The organism is Granulicella aggregans (assembly GCF_014203275.1).
Classification (GTDB): domain Bacteria; phylum Acidobacteriota; class Terriglobia; order Terriglobales; family Acidobacteriaceae; genus Edaphobacter.
The window spans coordinates 1-18,439 of record NZ_JACHIP010000007.1 but is presented as its reverse complement, the minus strand read 5'-3'; the positions used below and the strand labels follow the sequence as shown (position 1 = coordinate 18,439).

Annotated in this window: 15 protein-coding genes and 1 tRNA gene; 8 read left to right on the top strand and 8 right to left on the bottom strand. The window is 58.0% G+C overall.

The genetic code is table 11. From position 1 onward, the window contains the following. Positions 1–46 precede the first annotated feature (46 nt). A complete protein-coding gene (locus tag HDF16_RS21530; protein WP_184221510.1) occupies positions 47–352 on the top strand; it encodes a YtxH domain-containing protein in 306 nt (101 codons plus the stop codon). Between the two features lie 104 nt (positions 353–456). Here the strand turns inward: HDF16_RS21530 and HDF16_RS21525 are convergent, their stop codons facing one another. From HDF16_RS21525 to HDF16_RS21495, 7 genes are all read right to left on the bottom strand, one after another. Next, entirely contained in the window at positions 457–2,934 is a 2,478-nt protein-coding gene (locus tag HDF16_RS21525; protein ID WP_184221508.1) for an ATP-dependent Clp protease ATP-binding subunit, read from the bottom strand. Positions 2,935–3,184: 250 nt separating this feature from the next. Continuing rightward, positions 3,185–3,931, bottom strand: coding sequence for an ABC transporter ATP-binding protein (locus HDF16_RS21520; RefSeq protein ID WP_184221506.1), 747 nt, complete (start codon positions 3,929–3,931; stop codon positions 3,185–3,187). A 25-nt stretch (positions 3,932–3,956) separates the two neighbouring features. Next, the gene (locus tag HDF16_RS21515) at positions 3,957–4,403 is read right to left on the bottom strand and encodes a carboxymuconolactone decarboxylase family protein (RefSeq protein ID WP_184221504.1); all 447 of its coding nucleotides are present in this window, start codon (positions 4,401–4,403) and stop codon (positions 3,957–3,959) included. 397 nt (positions 4,404–4,800) lie between these two features. Beyond that, positions 4,801–6,048, bottom strand: coding sequence for an FtsX-like permease family protein (locus HDF16_RS21510; protein WP_184221502.1), 1,248 nt, complete (start codon positions 6,046–6,048; stop codon positions 4,801–4,803). Between the two features lie 20 nt (positions 6,049–6,068). After that, the gene (locus HDF16_RS21505) at positions 6,069–8,249 is read right to left on the bottom strand and encodes a hypothetical protein (protein ID WP_184221500.1); all 2,181 of its coding nucleotides are present in this window, start codon (positions 8,247–8,249) and stop codon (positions 6,069–6,071) included. Positions 8,250–8,375: 126 nt separating this feature from the next. Further along, entirely contained in the window at positions 8,376–9,383 is a 1,008-nt protein-coding gene (locus HDF16_RS21500; protein WP_184221498.1) for an NAD(P)-dependent alcohol dehydrogenase, read from the bottom strand. A 134-nt stretch (positions 9,384–9,517) separates the two neighbouring features. Then, positions 9,518–11,341, bottom strand: a complete 1,824-nt coding sequence (locus HDF16_RS21495) for a SpoIVB peptidase S55 domain-containing protein (protein WP_184221496.1) — start codon at positions 11,339–11,341, stop codon at positions 9,518–9,520. A 111-nt stretch (positions 11,342–11,452) separates the two neighbouring features. Between HDF16_RS21495 and HDF16_RS21490 the strand changes: the two genes are divergently transcribed. From HDF16_RS21490 to HDF16_RS21480, 3 genes are all read left to right on the top strand, one after another. Further along, positions 11,453–12,610, top strand: coding sequence for a VWA domain-containing protein (locus HDF16_RS21490; RefSeq protein WP_184221493.1), 1,158 nt, complete (start codon positions 11,453–11,455; stop codon positions 12,608–12,610). A gap of 97 nt (positions 12,611–12,707) precedes the next feature. Next, positions 12,708–12,781, top strand: a tRNA-Gln gene (locus HDF16_RS21485). 206 nt (positions 12,782–12,987) lie between these two features. Continuing rightward, on the top strand, positions 12,988–14,214 hold the full coding sequence (locus HDF16_RS21480) for a phage integrase central domain-containing protein (protein ID WP_184221491.1): 1,227 nt from the start codon (positions 12,988–12,990) through the stop codon (positions 14,212–14,214). Here the strand turns inward: HDF16_RS21480 and HDF16_RS31625 are convergent. Beyond that, the gene (locus tag HDF16_RS31625; protein ID WP_432432263.1) at positions 14,211–14,543 is read right to left on the bottom strand and encodes a helix-turn-helix transcriptional regulator; all 333 of its coding nucleotides are present in this window, start codon (positions 14,541–14,543) and stop codon (positions 14,211–14,213) included. The two genes, HDF16_RS21480 and HDF16_RS31625, sit on opposite strands and share 4 nt — an antisense overlap. 324 nt (positions 14,544–14,867) lie before the next feature. Between HDF16_RS31625 and HDF16_RS21470 the strand changes: the two genes are divergently transcribed. The 4 genes from HDF16_RS21470 to HDF16_RS21455 all read left to right on the top strand — a co-directional run. Further along, on the top strand, positions 14,868–15,845 hold the full coding sequence (locus tag HDF16_RS21470; RefSeq protein WP_184221489.1) for a LysR family transcriptional regulator: 978 nt from the start codon (positions 14,868–14,870) through the stop codon (positions 15,843–15,845). A gap of 130 nt (positions 15,846–15,975) precedes the next feature. Further along, complete coding sequence (locus HDF16_RS21465; RefSeq protein WP_184221825.1) at positions 15,976–16,359, top strand: TrbC/VirB2 family protein; 384 nt, start codon at positions 15,976–15,978, stop codon at positions 16,357–16,359. Positions 16,360–16,372: 13 nt separating this feature from the next. Continuing rightward, positions 16,373–16,633, top strand: a complete 261-nt coding sequence (locus HDF16_RS21460; protein ID WP_184221487.1) for a VirB3 family type IV secretion system protein — start codon at positions 16,373–16,375, stop codon at positions 16,631–16,633. Continuing rightward, positions 16,617–18,439, top strand: a 1,823-nt coding sequence (locus HDF16_RS21455; RefSeq protein ID WP_184221484.1) for a VirB4 family type IV secretion system protein, incomplete at its 3' end; no start/stop codon positions are given. The genes HDF16_RS21460 and HDF16_RS21455, both read left to right, overlap by 17 nt.

Below are 18,439 nucleotides of genomic sequence, written 5' to 3'. Positions count from 1 at the left end.
GAATCTGAACAAGTGTTGGTTGGAAAATACAAAGGACGAGGTACGTATGAGTCAAAAAGGATTCTGGATCACTTTCGGCGCGGGTGCAGCGATTGGCGCGGCGATCGCACTTCTCTACGCGCCGCAGACGGGCACCGTGACGCGCAAGAAGCTGAAGCGCAATATTGATGATGCCGGGGATTATCTTGAGGACGCGGGCGACTACCTGAAGGAACAGGCTGAGAAGCTGAGCAAGGAAGCGCATAAGGCGATCAAGCTGTCGAAGGAGTATGCGGACAATGCGGTCGATGCTGCCGGAGATTTTGTTTCGAGTGCGGCGAAGTCGGTGAACAAAGTGAAGTCGATGATCTAAGGTGTGGGCACAGCTTTAGAAACAAGTTTTCTTTGGGAATGAGAAGACAAACAGAAACGCCCCGGATCGCTCCGGGGCGTTTCTGTTGCTCCTTGAAAGCTGGGTTAGACGGTGGAGAGAGCGAGGCCCGCGGCCTTCTCTTCACCGTCGGCTGCGATGGGGCGGTAATGGAGCACGTTGTTGTCGAGGTAGACCTCAAGGAAGGCTGGCCGCTCAATGATGCCGCCACCGATGAGGGCCTCTGAGAGCGGGTCTTCGATGAAGCGCTGCAAGGCGCGGCGCAGAGGACGAGCGCCGTAGGTGCGGTCCGCGACGGTCTTGGCGAGAATATATTGCTTGGCCTCGTCTGTGACCGAGAGCGTGATCGCCTTATGTACTAGGTTGGTGTTGAGCTGCTGGACGAGGAGTTCGAGGATCTGCATCAGGTCATGGTCGGTGAGCGCCATGAAGATGATGATCTCGTCGAGACGGTTGAGGAACTCGGGGTTGAAGGTCCGCTTGACCTCTCCCTTGACGAGCTCTTCCATCTTGTCGAGGATCATGTCTTCCTTCTCGCTCTGGAATCCGAGACCCTGCCGCTTCTGCAGGTGCTTGGCTCCGATGTTCGAAGTCATGATGATGATGGTGTTCTTGAAGTCGACCTGGTTGCCGAGACCGTCGGTGAGCTGACCGTCTTCAAAGACCTGCAGGAGCAGGTTGAAGACGTCGGGGTGCGCCTTTTCGATCTCGTCGAGCAAGACGACCGAATAGGGCGAACGTTTGACGCGCTCGGTGAGCTGGCCGCCTTCCTCGTAGCCGACGTAGCCCGGAGGAGAGCCGATGAGTTTTGAGACGGAGTGCTTCTCCATGAATTCCGACATGTCGAAGCGGATGAGCGCCTTCTCATTGCCGAAGAGGAACTGGGCAAGGGTGCGGGCCATCTCGGTCTTGCCGACGCCGGTGGGTCCGAGGAAGAGGAAGCTGCCGATGGGGCGGGCAGGATTTTTCAAGCCAGCGCGAGAGCGGCGGATCGCTCGGGCCAGGGCGGAGATCGCCTTGTCCTGCGAGATGACGCGCTTGTGCAGCTCTTCTTCGACGCGGAGAAGTTTCTGGGTCTCTTCTTCCTTGATCGAGGTGATGGGAACGCCGGTCCAGCGGCTGACCACATCTTCGATGTCCTCGCGGGTGACAATACCGGCTGAAGAATCGTCGAGATGATACTTGTCGCGTAAGGCGCGGAGGTTCTCGCGTTCCTTACGCTCTTCGTCAGAGTAGAAGCGCGCCTTTTCAAATTCGTGGTTCGCAATGGCGTTCTCCATGCGGTGCACGATGAACTTGATGCGCTTCTGTACTTCGGTTAACTCTTCGGGCAGGGAAGTCTGGCGAAGCTTGACGCGAGCACCGGCCTCATCGATTAGGTCGATGGCCTTGTCGGGAAGGAAGCGATCCGGGATGTAGCGGCTGGAGTGCGAGACAGAGAAGTTGATCGCCTCGTCGGTGTAGCTGACGGCGTGGAACTTCTCGTACTTCTCCTTGATGCCCATGATGATCTTGATCGCGTCTTCTTCGTTCGGCGGCGGTACCTTGACCGCCTGGAAACGACGCTCAAGAGAACGATCTTTTTCGATGGACTTGCGGTATTCGGCCGGGGTGGTGGCTCCGATGCACTGGATCTCGCCACGACTGAGGGCGGGCTTGAGGATGTTGGCAGCGTCAAGCGAGCCTTCCGCTGATCCCGCGCCGACGAGGGTGTGGAGTTCGTCGATGAAGACGATGGAGTTCTGGTTCTCCATCAACTCCTTCATGATGGTCTTGAGGCGCTCTTCGAACTGGCCGCGGTACTTGGTTCCGGCGACGATGAGCGAGAGGTCGAGCGCGAGGACGCGCTTGTCCGCGAGGAAGCTCGGAACTTCGCCATCGGCGATCTTTTGCGCGAGGCCTTCGACGATTGCGGTTTTGCCGACGCCCGGCTCACCGATAAGGACGGGATTGTTTTTCGTTCGGCGGCAGAGGATCTGGATGACGCGATCGACCTCGGTGTCGCGGCCAACGAGGGGATCGAGTTGCTGGTCCATCGCGGACTGAGTGAGGTCGCGGGAGAACTCGGCGAGCATGGACTGTTCGCCACGCTGACCGCTCTGCTTTCCGGCGGCCTGTGCAGCAGGTGCCTTCTCCTGCGTGGTGCGCTGAAGCTCCTCTCGGATTGCAGGCAGACGGAGGCCGCGCTCCTGCAAAATCTCGGCGGCAAAGCACTTTTCTTCGCGCAAAAGGCCGAGGAGCAGATGTTCGGTGCCGATGTGCTTATGGGAGAGACGTTCGGCCTCTTCCGCAGCGTAGGCGAGGACTCGCTTGCACTCATTGGAAAGTGGAAGATCGACTGAGGTCGAGACCTTCTCACGGATCGTAGTGTGCCCCTCGATCTGCTTGCGGATCGATTCGACCGAGGCGTGCGACCGCAGGAAACGATTGGTTAGAGCCTTGTCCTCCCGCAACAACCCGAGCAGCAGATGCTCGGTCTCGATGTAAGGCGACCCGAACTGACTGGCCTCATACCGCGCGAAGAAAATAACGCGCCGCGCCTTCTCCGTATAGCGTTCGAACATGTTCCCCCTCACAGACTGGGCAACCACCGGCCCTGGGGCACGATTGGGTGCCTTTGGTCCACTTGCACTGAAAACAGGGTGCCTGCCAAATTAGCCAGGACATCCATCCGCTGCGAATAGTGTATCTGTCCGGTGGCATACCACCAACAGACCCTTTGCGTCTCGCCAAAGTTACCGTTACGTTACATCACCTCAAGTTCGGCTGGCCATGTGAAAAAGGTGGTACGAGACCCGCTCCCGGGTGATGCCTTTAGATGCTGGGAGCCAGGCGTCCGTCGCGGAGGCGCAGCATGCGGTCGCAGCGTGCCGCGAACTCAAGATTGTGAGTGACCAGAACGCTGGCCAGACCATGTGCTTTGTGGAGGTTCTGGATGAGGTCGAAGACGATATCTGCTGTCTTTCCATCAAGATCCCCGGTTGGTTCATCCGCCAGAAGGAGCTTCGGCTCGGTGACCAGGGCGCGGGCAAGGCTGACACGCTGCTGTTCGCCTCCGCTTAACTCGCCGGAACGGTGTTCGGCGCGATCCGCAAGGCCGACCTCCGATAGCCACTTTATCGCCTGGTGTATGGCGGTTCGGCGGGAGTCGCCTCGGGCCAGCAACGGCATGGCTACATTTTCGGCGGCGGTGAACTCCGGCAGCAGGTAGTGAAACTGCCAGACGTAACCGACGTCCCGGTTGCGGAACTCGGCAGCCTGCGATGGAGTGAACTCGCTCAGCTTGCTTTCGCCGCACCAGACCTCTCCCGAAGTGGGACGGTCGAGGGCGGCGAGAAGGTGAAGCAGGGAACTCTTACCGACGCCGCTCTCGCCGACGATGGCGACCATCTCTCCGGCGTGGACCTCGAGATCGAGGTCGCGGAAGAGGTCTAGTTGACCTCGGCCGGTTGTGTAGGTCTTCGAAAGCTTGGCGGCGCGGAGGACGATGTCGCGCGGTTCGACGATCAGGGGTTCGAGGCGATAGGGCTCGAGGCGCGATATGTCTTCGGTCTCCGGCATCTCTTTCCACAGTAACGCAAACGACCTAGCGGTTGCCGGAGTGCGGGCCGATGGCGATGGCAAGACGGTTCCAGGCATTGATGGTGGTGAGGACGAGGGTGAGGTTGGCGGCCTCGACCTCGGAGAAGTGGGCGCGGAGTTCTTCAAAGACGGGACCGGGGGCGTGCCCGTCCTGGATGTTGGTGATGGCCTCGGCCCAGGCAAGGGCGGCACGCTCTCGGTGGGTGTAGGCGTCGGAGTTTCGCCAGTCGGCGACAGAGTCGATGCGTGCGGGGGATTCGTTGTGTTTCTTGAGTTCGGCTGTGTGAAGGGTGATGCAGTACTCGCAGCCGTTCATCTGGGAGGCGCGCAGACGGACTAGTTCGAGAAGGATCGGTTCCAGTCCAGTTTCGGTGTTGAGATAGTGCTCGAGAGCGGTCATCTTGGCGAGACCGTCGGGGATGAGGCGGGCGTAGCGAAGGCGTTGATCCATGAGGGTTTTCCCTAATGCTTCGGCAGGTAGCACGCTGGCGGCGCTCCCGTTGGGGTAGAGAGTCGCGATAAGGTTGACGAGCAGAATTTCCGAAAATCTACTTCTGGTAGGAAGTGCTCGGCAGCTCTTGACGGAGCGCGTTCCTCCTTTCCCACGCGAAGAGAGCGTGAGTAAACCCGATGCAGACCCCTACGGGTACAAGAATCATCCAAGCTCCGATAAGAATCATCCCTTGTCCGACAGCCTCGCTATTCGACAACATCATCACGAGAACAAGAAGCGCAATTCCCAATAATGCACTAGCCGCAATGCCCGCGAAGACCCATCCTGTGGAAGACAGCAACGTGTGAATCGCTCTATTTGGCCGCATGAGAGATCCTATCAGTCGAGGGCCGGACTATTCGTAGCGCAACGCCTCTGCAGGAAGCACACTGGCGGCGCTACCGCTGGGGTAGAGTGTGGCGATGAGGCTAACTCCTAACGAGACAGCGGTGACGATCAGGCCGTCGATCAGGGTTGGCGCGAACGGAAGGTACTCGATGGAGTAGACCGAGGCGTCGAGGTGGATGAAGCGGTAGTGGCCGCCAAGCCAGCTCATCCCGTAGCCGACGATCAGGCCCAGGACGGTGCCGATGACCGAGATCAGCAGGCCCTGGAAGAGGAAGATGCGGCGAACCTGCTCCGGGCGCACGCCGAAGCTCATCAAGACGGCGATGTCGCGGGTCTTTTCCATCACCATCATGGTGAGCGCGATGAGGATGTTGAGCGCGGCGACGAAGACGATCAACGTGAGCACGATGAAGGAGACGTACTGCTCGAGTCGGAGGGCGCGGAAGAGTTCGATGTTCTGCTCCATCCAGTTGGTGGTCTGGAAGCCGGGGCCTGCGGAGGTCTCAATGGCGCGGCCGATCTTGTCGGCGGCGTAGAGGTTGTCGACCTTGAAGCTGATGACGGAGATGAGGTCGGGCTCGGAGAAGAGGCGCTGGGCGTCGGCGAGGCGGGTGAAGGCGTAGGCGGAGTCGTACTGGTAGAAGCCAGACTTGAAGATGCCGACGAGGGTGTAGCGCTGGTAGCGAGGGACGAGGCCGAAGGGAGTCATCTCTCCCTGCGGGCTGATGACCTGGACGGTCTCGCCAACTTGTACGCCGAGGCTGTCGGCCATGTCTTTGCCGATGACGATGGGTGGGATCGCGGGGGCGTTAGGGTCGCTGTCAACAAGAGGCTCAAGAGCGTTAGCTGATCCGGCGACCATGCCTTTGAGGAGATCGCTGACGGTGCGCTCGTCGGCGGGGACGATGCCCTTGATGAGCGCTCCGCTGCTGCGTGCGCCACGCGAAATCAAGACTTGCTCCCAGAGGCCGGGAGCAGCAGCAGTGACGTGCGGTGTCGTGCGAAGGCGGGATAGCAGAGGCTGCCAATCTCGGATGCCATCTCCAGCAACGCGCATCAGCATGACGTGGGCGGTCGAGCCGACGAGCCGGTCCTGTAGGTCGCGACGCATGCCGTTGGTGATCGCGAGGGCGATGATGAGCGAGGCGACCCCGGCGGCGACTCCGATGACGGAGATCGCCGTGATGACGCCGACGACAGCCTGGCGGCGCTTGGCGCGGAGATAACGTGAGGCTATGAAGAGTTCGAATCGCATCGGCTATTCAGTGTCCATGATCATCGAACGATCGCCTTCGCGGTGACGGCATTTTCGTAGCGGTCGTAGACGCGAATTGCGATTACGTGCTCTTTGGCATCGACGACTGCGGTGGTTGGCGGCGGGATAGGGGCGAGGAAGTCATAATGTTCCGCGAGCGAGTCCGAGATGCCGCCCGAGGGTTCGAGATACTGCCAAGGGCCGGCGTCGATAGAGTATTCAGCGTGGCTGATAGGCGAGATTGTGTCCTTCGCTTCAAATCGAGCGTGGATGTTCTTGCCTTCGATCGTTGCGGTCAATGTGCCGGGGATTGGCGGTGTGGTGTCGATGACGAAGTATTCGCTGGTCCGCTCGCCTGACAGCGCATCTGCCTGAGAGTGGGCTGGCAGGTCGCTTGCCACGACCTTCACGGAATAGGTGCCGTCGGGGAGAAGGGAAGAGTCGAAGCTGTAGAAGCGATCTGTGATCTTCTCTTTGAGTAATCGCCAGTTCTGCTCGCCTTCACCCTTGTAGAAGACGCTGAAGACCAGATCGTCGCCATTGTCGTCACGAGCAGACCAGCGGACGGTGACGGCGGTCTTGTCCTTCTGCGCGGTGAGCGGGGTAGCGGCGTTCTCGATTTGCGAGGTCGTGGGCGTGCCTGGCGCAAGATTCACCTGGACGGTGAGGTTTGGTGTAGGTGGGACGACGGCGACGCGGGCACCGGGCTGGGAGACCACTTCTTCCACTACCGGAGCTACATTGCGAGTGAGGTAGCTCAGGCTGACGGAGTCGATAGCGGCGGGGCCACGCAGGACTGCCTTCCACTGGATGTAGCGCGCTGGTGGAGCGCCCGTGCCCCCAGAGTTTGGCGTGGCCTTGATCCAATCGCTCCAGCCGAGGATGGGGTTCTCGACGTTCCCGCTCCGCACATACAAGTCAAGATCGCTGCTCGCCGTCGTTGGCAGCAGTTCTGATCTACCCCAGCGGGAGAAGATCTGCGCATCGAAGACGGCGCTGATGAAGGTTGCATCTGAAGCTCCCGCGTCCGCGATCTGGAAGAGCCTGCCGCTGTTGCTCGTCGCGACGAGAAGGCCGTTCGGAGACGAAGAAAAGGCCATGGCCTGCGTGGCGTCGAGATGGGCGATGTCGGTCCAGCGTCCGGCTACGGTCGTGTCGATGCGATAGATGCGGCCGCGATTGCCGGTCGCCGCGAGAAGACTTCCGTTCCGGAAAGTGAGCGCGTAGACGACGTCGTCTTTCAGGGTCAGCAGCTTTGACGGTGAACCATCAGAGGTGATCTTGTAGATCTCGGAGCCGTCAGGAATGACCGTGCTGGAGGTTGCTGCGGTCGATGATCCGGGTTGAACAAAGGTGATCGATATTCCCGATGCTCCACTCACCGGAAGATTGGGCAGGGGGACGGCTCCGCGCGCTCCGACTCCGGCGGCGTAGAGAGCGCCTGCGGAATCGAGCGCGAGGGAAGTGATCTCTCGGCGAGCGGCGGAGTAGAGCGCGAAGGGCTTGGCGTCGGACTTGGTCGTGTCGATCTTGTAGATCACGCCCGCGCCGTCGCTGCCAGCAAAGAGTGTGCCGTCGGGGGCGAGCAGGAGGCAGCGGATGTGCTGATCTGAAGTCTTGAAGAGAACTGCGGGCCTGCTGCCGGGAGAGATCTTGTAGACCACTGCCGGGGCACCGGTCGCGACGTAAACTTCGCCGCCTTTGCCCGTCGCGATATCCCAGATGTACTTCGGCTTCTCCTGGGTCTCAGCCGGATCGAAGATGACCTTCGCGGTCGCTGCAGCCTTGGGCGCGTCAATGCGATACACCTTGCCGTCCGGTGAGGTCGCGGCAAAGATCGTTCCTTCAGACGTGGACTTGATAGCCTGGACAGCCATCTCCTTGCCGGTAAAGATGTCGGCGGCGCTGCCATCTGGCTTAACCAGAGTGATCGTCGCAGAGCCGGAAGACGTACCGCCGCGGCCAAGGAAGGCGTTGCCAGCGGCATCGGATGCGATGGACCAGATGTAATTTCCGCTTGTGGTGTACAGAAGCTTTTTCGCAGGAGCCACTTCAAGGCGTCCGTCGTTGCGGATCGCGACGCCATCCGCCGTTCCTCGCTCGAACTCTTCATAACGCGATTGCGTCCAGAGCTTCGTCCCCTGGGCTTGCACGGACAGTGTTCCAAGTGAGGTTGCACATACCGCTAAAACTGCTGCCATCCGTCGCATCATCGTCTTTCGAGTCTAAGCGAAAGCGGAAGCGGGGGCGAGGATAGGGCGAGCAAAGAAAAAGGGAACGTCAGCAATCGCTGACGTTCCCTTTGTGTCTTGAGAGGTTGAAGCGGCTTAGTTTCCGAGCACCGCGCGATAGCGGACCTGGTTCTTCTTTACCTTTGCGATGGCCTCGTTTGCCTTGGCCATGGGGAAGCGCTCGGTGATCGCCTTCACGCCGTGCCTTGCTGCAACGTCCAGCATCTCGTGCAGGTCGCGCGGACTTCCTATCGGACTGCCGGCTACGGCCTTCTGTCCGGCAATCAAGCCGAAGGCTGGAAGTTGAATCGGACTCGGAGGAACTCCGACGACGCAAAGAGTGCCCTTGGGACGAAGCGCAGCAATGTATGCGGGCCAGTCCTGGTCGGCGCTGACAGTCGACAGGATGAAGTCGAATGATCCGGCGACCTTCTTGAGGGCTCCGGTATCGCGTGTGCTCACGAAGTGATGAGCTCCGAGCGACTTTGCTTCGGCTTCCTTGTCCTTCGATGTGGAGAAGGCTGTGACCTCTGCGCCGAAAGCCTTGGCGAACTGGAGTCCGATATGCCCGAGACCTCCGATGCCAACGACACCGACGCGCGACGATGGCCGGATGCCATGATTGCGGATCGGAGCATAGACGGTAATTCCGCCACACAGGAGGGGAGCGACATTCTCACTCTCGAGAACTTCAGGAACGGGAATGGCAAACCGTGAGTTGACGCGGATGCCATCCGCATATCCGCCATTGCGACCGACACAGGTGGGCTGTGACAGGGCACAGAGATGTTCGTCGCCCTGCCGGCACCATTCGCAGATGCCGCAGCTATCTGCCTGCCAGCCGATGCCGACACGCTCACCGACCTTGCGATCACGGACGGAGCTTCCGATCTCAGTGATGACGCCAACGATCTCGTGGCCGGGGATAAAGGGATATTTGCTGATGCCCCAATCGTTGTCGATCAGATGGACGTCGCTGTGGCAGACGCCGCAGTGAGAGATCTTGACTTCGACATCGTTTGGCGCGATCTCTTCAACGCCGTATTTATAGGCCAACAACTGGGCCCCGGCCGCGTGCACGGCCAGACCATGGATCTGTTTCATGTTTCTGTTCCCGACTTTCTTGTGCGCTGTATTTTCTCAGGCCCAGATGTTCTGATGCTACAACACCGGCCCGGTGGAATTCCCTGCGGACTTCAGCCTACAGGTCGGACCTCGGCAATCAGCAGCGCCATCAATCACTTTACCTTCAACGTAAGAACCTGTGACCCGCTGATAGCGAATCCACCCTCGACCGAACCCAGTTCTTCCACGCTTTCGCCATTCAGCTGAATCTTTTGTTCCGATCGCTGCGACTCGTAGACGTTTGCCAGGGAGAGCGGCACCATTCCTATCGTCCCGCCTTCAAGCGAGGTCTGGACGTCATGTGTCAGTAGAGTGACATAGACGCGGTGGTTCGCGTGCGTTCGATTTAGCTGGGTGACAGCATCGGCGAGCGAGATATTTTGTCCCTGAACGCTATTGGGCAGACTCATTCTGTCCGCCGTTGCGCTATCTCCTACAACAAGGCGCAAGTCGCCGGGCGCGGTCCCGGGCGGAATCCTGACTGACAGGCGGAGAATTACTGGTGAAGAACGCACCGGACGCAGGGTAGCTTCCAAGTCGATGGAATCTCCGGGACGAACGTCGTTTCGGCTCAGGCGAACACCTTCCAAAGTCGCGGAGCGGGTCGGTCCGACGGACGACAACGTCAGATGCAGACCGGATATCACCGGCTTTGTCGTTGCGTTTCCATAGAGCCGGGAAAATCGCTCATTGACATATAAAGCAGCATTGATCGCCGCCGGATTCAACTCGTTTGGGGACACCAGCGCGTCAAGTTGTACCGGGCGTTCCCCTTCCAAGGTTAGCTCTCCAGACAGACGATAGCTGGCCTCGGCTGAGGCGAGATTATTCTGCTGCAGACTCTGGAAGATCGAGACCAACATGAGCGAAGGAGTCAGCTCCTTATTATCCGCGACCTCAAATTGAACAGTCTTCTTTGGTGCAGCGCCGCCTTCCGCGGCGGGGTCGCCGGTAATTTCGATTTCTACCGGAATCATGTGCGCTGTCTCACCGAAACGCCCCTCGATCGCGGCATTTCTATCCTCCGTGAACTGGCCCACTGTCTCCGTGGTGGTGATGATCTTGAAGGCGTTCAGGGGAGATGGCAATGTCGCCAGTACGGTGGCCTTCGTCATCGGGAACGAGATGTGGCCGAACTGCGTGATGGGGTGGCCGCAGGCGAGAAGGCTCGACTTGTCGACGTAAGAGACAGTGCAGGTCCCGGCCATGGAGAGATCGCCACGAATCAGGACTGCGCTGACCGCCGATCCCGGCACGATAGGTTCGGGCTGAGGGAGATCGCTTGCAGAGGAGCCGAGCCCCATCACCGGGCTAAGTCCGAGAGCGCGGAATCGGTCGCCGAAGCGGTCGATGGCTTCCTGAGAGAAACCGCTGAAGACCAGCGGTGTTTCGATGGGCGTCGCCGATGCGCCACCGAGGGTTGGCGTAGTGGCTGCTTTTTCAGTCCCCGCAGCCACCGTTGTTGCTCCGTCGCGAACTGCGAGCATTTCGGCGATCGGGGTGATTCCGGCGATTGGCTCTTTGCTGAATTGGCCGATACGGAAGCTCAGTGCTCCCAGCAATTTGCCTTCAACGTAGACAGGGCTGCCGCTCATGCCGGCGACTACGCCCGTGTACTCCGGCTTCAGTCCGTGGAGTCGCGCAAGGATCATGTCCTGGCCCGGACCGCGGGAGTTCTTCAGCAAGCCAAGGATCTCCACCTGCATGGGTTCGGGGTTGACTCCCTCGAAGACCGTATAGGCGGTGCCGCACAGACCGCGACGAACCTCCGAGAGAGGGAAGACGATGGTGGTTGCCGGGGGAGAGGGTGGAACTATCGAGCTGCTGCAAGGATTTGCGGACTGAGCGGAGCTGCCCGTTACCAAACCAGGCGCAAGGAACGTCAAACAGATCAGCAGGCGGAGCCACGGCCTTCCATGTTCTGGGGTTTGGCTCATTCGGATTCGTCTCACATCTACAGACTAGATCATCCCTACTTCAAAGCTGCTGCAACGATGCACAATAGGCAAAGCAGCACTCGTAACGACGCGTGAGGTACAGTTTTCATCATGAAGTTCCGCTATCTGCTTCTTCTCGCAGCCCTGTCTCCTCTGCCCCAGGCCGGGCAGGCCCAGACGTCGACTCCCGCTACCGTCCCGGCACAACAGCAGCAGCCTGCGCCCGACGAGGGTGGACCACAAACAGATAATGGCCCCGTGGTCATCAAGAAGAAGAAGGATGCGCAAGAGCCGCCCCCGCCAGCAGCCCCGGCTGAGGAGAAGATCAAGAATCCGAATGGCGCGAACTACAACCTGCGCGTCGACAATCCTCTGGTGTCACTCGACGTTAGCGTCCAGTTGGATAAGACCAAGCAGTTTGTCCCCGGGCTTAGGCCCGCACAGTTTCTCGTTCTGGAAGACGGAGTGGAGCAGAAGGTAGACACCGTCCGCATGACCCAGACTCCCATCACCGCCGTGATGCTGCTTGAGTTCGCGGCCAACAACTGGGGATACATCCAGGACATGCGAAACGCCTCCTATAGCTTCTTTCGGTCTCTACGGCCCGATGATTACATCGCAGTCGTCACATTTGATCTGAAGACCCATATCCTGAACGACTTCACGAACAACAAGGACATTCTCGGACAAGCGTTGCAGAGCCTGACCATTCCGGGCTTTAGCGATACGAATACCTTCGACGCGCTCTACGAGACGCTCGACCGTGTGAGCCGCATTGAGGGAAGGAAGTACATCATCCTGATCGGTTCAGGCCGAGATACTTTTTCGAAGTTGACCTTGGACAAGATTCTCGCCAAGGTGAAGGCGACTCCGAATGTGACCATCTTCACCATTGGAACGGGAGCGTTCCAGAACGAACTATACGGCGGCCGGGGCGGCATTGGCGGTTCCATTCGCGACATGAACTACCTCCAGGCACAGAACCAACTGAAGACCTTCGCCTCGATGACCGGCGGCCTTAGTTTCAGTCCCATCTTCCAGGGCGAACTGCCGGATGTGTTTGCGCAGATCAACGACTCGATTCGCAACCAATACGTCTTGACGTACCGGCCAACGAATACGAAGCCGGACGGGACCTATCGCAAGATCAAGGTGCTATTGGTTGACAATGAAGGACATCCCTTGAAGATGGTGGATGAGAAAGGCAAGTCGGTGAAGTACTCCATCATCGCGCGCGATGGGTACAAAGCAAAGTTGCCGGTGGAGTGACGTCTGTGGATCGCGGCGCGTTGACCTTAAGCCCAATGCCTCGTACACTCTAGCTAGTGGCTGTGATGAGCACCTCGCGGCCCGCACAACTCTGCATTGCCCCCTCGTTCAATGGTAGGACTAGCGACTCTGACTCGCTCGATCGGGGTTCGAATCCCTGGGGGGCAACCAAAACACCTAAAACCTGAACTTCCTCGCACCTCCCCAAACATCCTCGCACGCGAGGGTGTTGTTGTTTTACAGCTACTTACGTCTTAAATGCGTGTGTGAGCGTGCGGGAACGTCCGAGGACACCCAGACTTTCCTGTGGGGAAAAATGTGGGGTAGGATGAGCCAAAGTGTGGGGAAAGAAAAACCCCAGCTATGGAGGGTCCGCCGTGGCACTGACAATCAAGGAAATCGAGAACGCAAAGCCGAAGGACAAGAAATACAAATTGGCTGATGGTGGTGGGCTTTGTCTCCTCGTGCAGCCATGGGGTGGAAAGTCTTGGCTGTGGCGTTATCGGTTTGATGGCGCAGAAAAGAACATGACATTCGGGGAATACCCACTCGTCGGCCCGAAGGACGCGCGCGGGCTTCACTATGCTGCGAAGAAACTGCTGGCCACGGGCGTCAACCCGATGGCCGAACGCAAAGCTGAGGCGGAAGCAAAGCAACAGGAGGTCAAGGCCCTCGAACGTGAAGCTGACAGCAGTTTTGAGAAGGTCGCCCGCAAGTGGTGGACTTGGTGGTCGATTGGCAAGTCGCCTAGACACGCAGAAATCTTGATGAACCGTCTTGAAGCGGATGTGTTCCCCGTCATCGGGCACTTGCCCATTGACGGCGTTCAAACAGGCCATGTTCGCGACATCATGCTTGCGATCGAGACGCGAGGCGCTCGCGATGTCGCCAAGAGAGCACATCAATCGATCGGACAGATTTTTCGCTTTGCGATCGCCCGCGATCTTGCAAGCCGGAATCCCTCTGCCGACTTTAGGCCGAGAGACATCTTGGCCGCAGCAAAGACTGAGAACTTCGCGCGAGTCGACGAGAAGGACCTGCCGGAATTGCTGGCCAAGATGGATGACTACAACGGGGACGCGCTCACTCGCTTCGGACTCAAGCTTCTTGCCTATTGCTTTCCTCGCACAAGCGAACTGATCGAGGCCCCGTGGACAGAGTTCGACTTAGACCAGGCGCGATGGATAATCCCGCCTGAACGGATGAAGATGGACACACCTCACATCATTCCTCTGTCACATCAGGCGGTGGCCGTGCTGCGAGCTCTCAAATTGCTCACTGGCAATGGCGCTTTGGTATTCCCAGGAGCCATGGATAAGAAGAAGCCCATGAGCAACAACACCCTCCTTTACGCGCTCTACAGGCTTGGATATCAGGGCCGGATGACTGGCCACGGATTCCGCGGCTTGGCCTCGACCATTCTTCACGAGAACGATTACGAGGAAGCACACATCGAATTGCAGCTTGCCCACATGAAACGGGACAAAGTGGCTGCAGCCTACAACCACGCGAAATACCTAAAGCAGCGCGCGGAAATGATGCAGTGGTGGGCAGATTATTTGGACGCGCAGCTCGCCAAAGGAAGACGGGCGTTGACAGCCTAAGCCCACTTCTTCGACGCCCATTGTGCCGGAAGAGCACCCTGGGGCATCCGCCTGCTGCCGACACTAGGCGCAGGGGTTCTTGAGCTGAGGATGCGTTCAGCTGCCCACTGTTTGACCTCGGACGCAACCCATGCAACCGTGCGTGCTCCCAGGTGGACAGGCGAAGGAAAATTATTCGCTCGGATCAACTCATAAAGGCTCGACTTCGACAGCCCTGTCACCGCTTTCACCTCTGGCAGCCGCCAAAAAATAATTTCATCCGAACCGCTTAATATAGCCTTGCGGCTGCCTGAGCTGATTCCAAGATGCTCTACAAGTTTTGACTCCACGGCTAATCGGTTCCTCACAGTGACCTCCAGCTCAGCCAACTCAGAAGCGCGCTTTCGAATTCATATCGGGAAATATATCTAGCGTCGCTCGACTGCGGCATGCTGTCCAATACTTGCTATCAATCGGGTGATTCATTTCATTGATCGGGCGAGATGAAACTTCGTGTTTTTTCGCTTGATGTGCAGTAAGTTTGGCCAAATTGCACTATTTCTGTTGTTATCGGTGCCCTCGTTTGCCAAAATCACCGGAAGAATCGGACTTCATGCACGAACTTTTGTTCGCCGAATTAGAGTTGGATTTCCAATGATTGAGGCGGTTGGACTATGTATGATTGGGCCGAATTTCGACACTTCAGATACCTGCTAACGATTCTGGAACTGCGGGGATTTCGCGCGGCAGCGGAACAACTCAACACGGGGCAACCCAACCTGAGCATCCAGGCGAAACAGTTTCAGGAAAATGCCTCCGTTCGCCTGTATGAGAAGGCAAAAGATGGACGCATCAAGCCGACCGATACCGGCGTTGCCTTCCAATTCATTGCGAAGTCAGTCTTGGAGGCAAGAGAGGAGGCGTTCGAGGCTCTGGCTGCAATCGAGCGTAGGGCGATCACCTCAGTGAGGTTTGGGTGCTCTCCTCTCGCGGATCAAACTCTATTTCAAAGCTTCTGCAAAATGCATCGAGAGCTTCTGCCAAGCTGTGCCGTTCGTCCGGAGCGAGACGACACGATGCCGCTCGTAGAAGATGTATTGGCAGGCGTGCTCGATGCCGCAATCGTGACCCGCCCGATTGAACACGCGGCATTGCGGGTCGAGGACATCCAATGTGATCGCCTCGTCGTTTGCCTGCGCAAAGATGATCCTCTGGCTTCGAAAAATGCCTTAACCACGCTGGATTTGCAGAAACATCTCACTATCCTTTATCACCCGCAACGACATCCCATGGCTCACGCTAGGCTCCTTGAATTGCTCCGAAATGCCGGTGTCGAACTCGAGGAGCATTCCCGAGCATCGCATCCGAACGAGATGCAAACTCTCGTGAAAGAAGGCTACGGGCTAGCTCTGATTCGACAAGGATCAACGCTTGAGAGCGAGTTGACGACTCGTCCGATCGCCGGTGTGAATTGGACAGTAGATACCGTATTGATCTACCACCAAGAACGTCATCCAAAAACGCTTCCCGTCCTGGTTCGTAGATTCAAACGACAGCTCAGAAAAAACGGAAAGCAGGCGGCCTCCACGAGCCTCGGACGGGCCTCTGAAGCGCCGCAAGACAAGCCCACTCAACTCACACTTCTCAGCTGAAACGGCCTTCACGGAGGACGCCGATCAATCAGATCAATCACCCGATTGATAACAAGTATTGGACGAGGGCGGAGGACAGGCTCAATCATCACGACATATTCCCGACTGAGACCAGTCGATGGAGGTGCCGATGATACGCAGCAGCCAAGTAGTGATCTCCCGCAGTACCGCCCGCCTTGCCAAGCGATTGGCCCGACTTTTTTCGAAACGTAAACTGTTCCGCGCCACGCGTGTGATGTGGCCGGCGCTCGCCGCGCTCACAGTCACAAGCATTGCTCATGCCCAGGGAACGATGGACTTCTCTGGGGCCACAACGCTCATGGGCTCATTCAAAACTTTCGCAACTTACGCGGGGGCGGTCATCTGCTTCGGCGGTTTGATCTTCGCCGGAATCCGCATGATGAGTGGGAGATTTCAAGATGCTATCCCAGGGCTCTTCGGTGCGCTGTTTGGCGCCGGAGTGCTCGGTTGGGGTGCCGGCTGGATCGGCTCACTGACCGGGCAGTCGATGTAGGAGGTACATCGACATGATAAGGCGAGGAATTCCGTCCCCAATCAATGGCGCACTGAATCGACCCAGGACCAAATTAGGTCTCGAACTGTCAGCGTGGATGTCCATTGTGTTCGTTACGGTGACGGTATTCCTCGCCGGTTTCAAATGGCTTGCCATCTTCAGCTTTCCCGCACTCTTGCTTGGAGCATGGCTGGTGGTCCGGAAGCACCCAAAGATGTTCCAACTCTGGTCTCTGAGTCTGAAGCAGAGGAGCTACTATGACCCGCGCAGATAACGCACCGTGGTTTACGAAGGCAGGAGCAGCGAGCAGCATTGTACCGATCTCACACTTTGTTGGGGACAGCATCTTCGCGCTCAAGGGCGGCGGTTACGGTTGCCTGTTCTCGCTCGATGGAATAGATGCCGAGAGCCGCACCGACGAGGATCTTGATGTCCGCGTGCGGGGTGTTGAAGCTTCGTTGCGTGGTCTGCCACAGGACTCATGCCTGTACCAATACGCCCGCGTAAGGGCTGGTTTCGATCTGCCCCGGCAGGGGAGATACCCCGACACAGCGACGGAATCCTTTGTGAGCGACAGAATCGCATTCCTGGATAAGACGGCCCGCTTCCGCCGCGTCGACCTGCATTGGTGCCTCACAATTGAGCCCGATACCGGTAATCCGCTAGCTCGTAAGCCAAAGGAACAGAGGACGGTAATAGACCGACGGCTGCTTGAACTCGAAAAGGCAGCAACGATCCTAGAGTCACATCTGAGCGATGCGATCGGTCTGAAACTTCTGGGCAAGGAACAAGCGTTTCAGTTCTTCAGTTACATGTTCAACCTTGAAGAGTGGTCATCGGGCGTTCGTCTGCGCTCTGACGCGGGTATTGACCGACAGATAGTTCAATCCCCAGTGGAATGGCATCGCGACCATCTTCGCATCGGACGTCGTTACGTCCAGATGTTCCCGTTGACGAACACACCTGAGATCTCTCGCCCGTGTCTGTTCACGAACCTGATGGAGCTCGATTGCGACAGCATCCTGTGCTCGGTTTGGCGGCCACAAACTGACAGCGCCACGCTTAAGGAGGTAACGAGCCAGGAGAAGTTTCTGGAGTTCTTCAAACACTCGCCCATCCAGCGTCTGATGAGCGGTAAGAATACGGCACCGCTCGAAACAAGCGCGACCGCCAAAGCTGTCACGGGAAATGTGGACAGCCTCGCGGAGGTTGTCTCATCGCTCGACAAACTGGGCCAGGGCGACTATGCGCTCCGGTTGCTGCTCTCCGCAGGTACAGCAGCTGAGCTACGTGATGCAACGCCCGCTGTCCATCGTCTCTTTGTGGATGCGCGCGCTCCAATCATCGAAGAGACCTACGGCAATCTTTCCGCTTTCTACGCGATGTTCCCGGGCAACCGGCAGTTCAATGTCTATCCGCTTTGGCTGCGGGAAGACCATCACGCGCGCCTGTCGAGCATCTTCGCTCCGAACCTAGGCCACGTTCGTTCGGACGATCTTGACGCCGAGTATTTGAACATCTTTGAGACGCGAACAAGGACCCCTTACTTCCAGGATGCCTACGTTAATGGCGTGAGGGTCCAGCTCATCATCGGTCCAACGGGTAGTGGAAAAAGCGTAAACGCCTGCCAAATGCTCAGCCTGGAGCAGAAATACGGTGGTTTCACCTTCATCTTCGACATCGGCGGCAGCTACGAGAGCGTCGTTGAGCTGTATGGAGGGCGCATCGAGCGGGTCGGAAGGAACGGTCCCCGCATCAACCCTTTCGCACTCGAACCAACTGAAACCAACATCGGTTTTCTCCACTCCTTCATCAAGCTCCTGCTTACCAATTCAGGGGCGGCGATTGGTCCTGAAGATGACGACGAGGTATTCAAGTCGGTCAAAGGCATCTACAACCTTCCGCAAGCGATGCGGAGACTCTCAAACCTCACTCTTCCCAAGCATCTCGACCGCTACATGGCGAAGTGGACCGGGCACGGCGTTTATCACTCCGTCTTCGACAATGTGGAAGACAGCCTGGAGATGTCCCGCCTTCAGTGCTTCGACTTCCAAGGGGTAAATACCAAGCAGTACGCCGA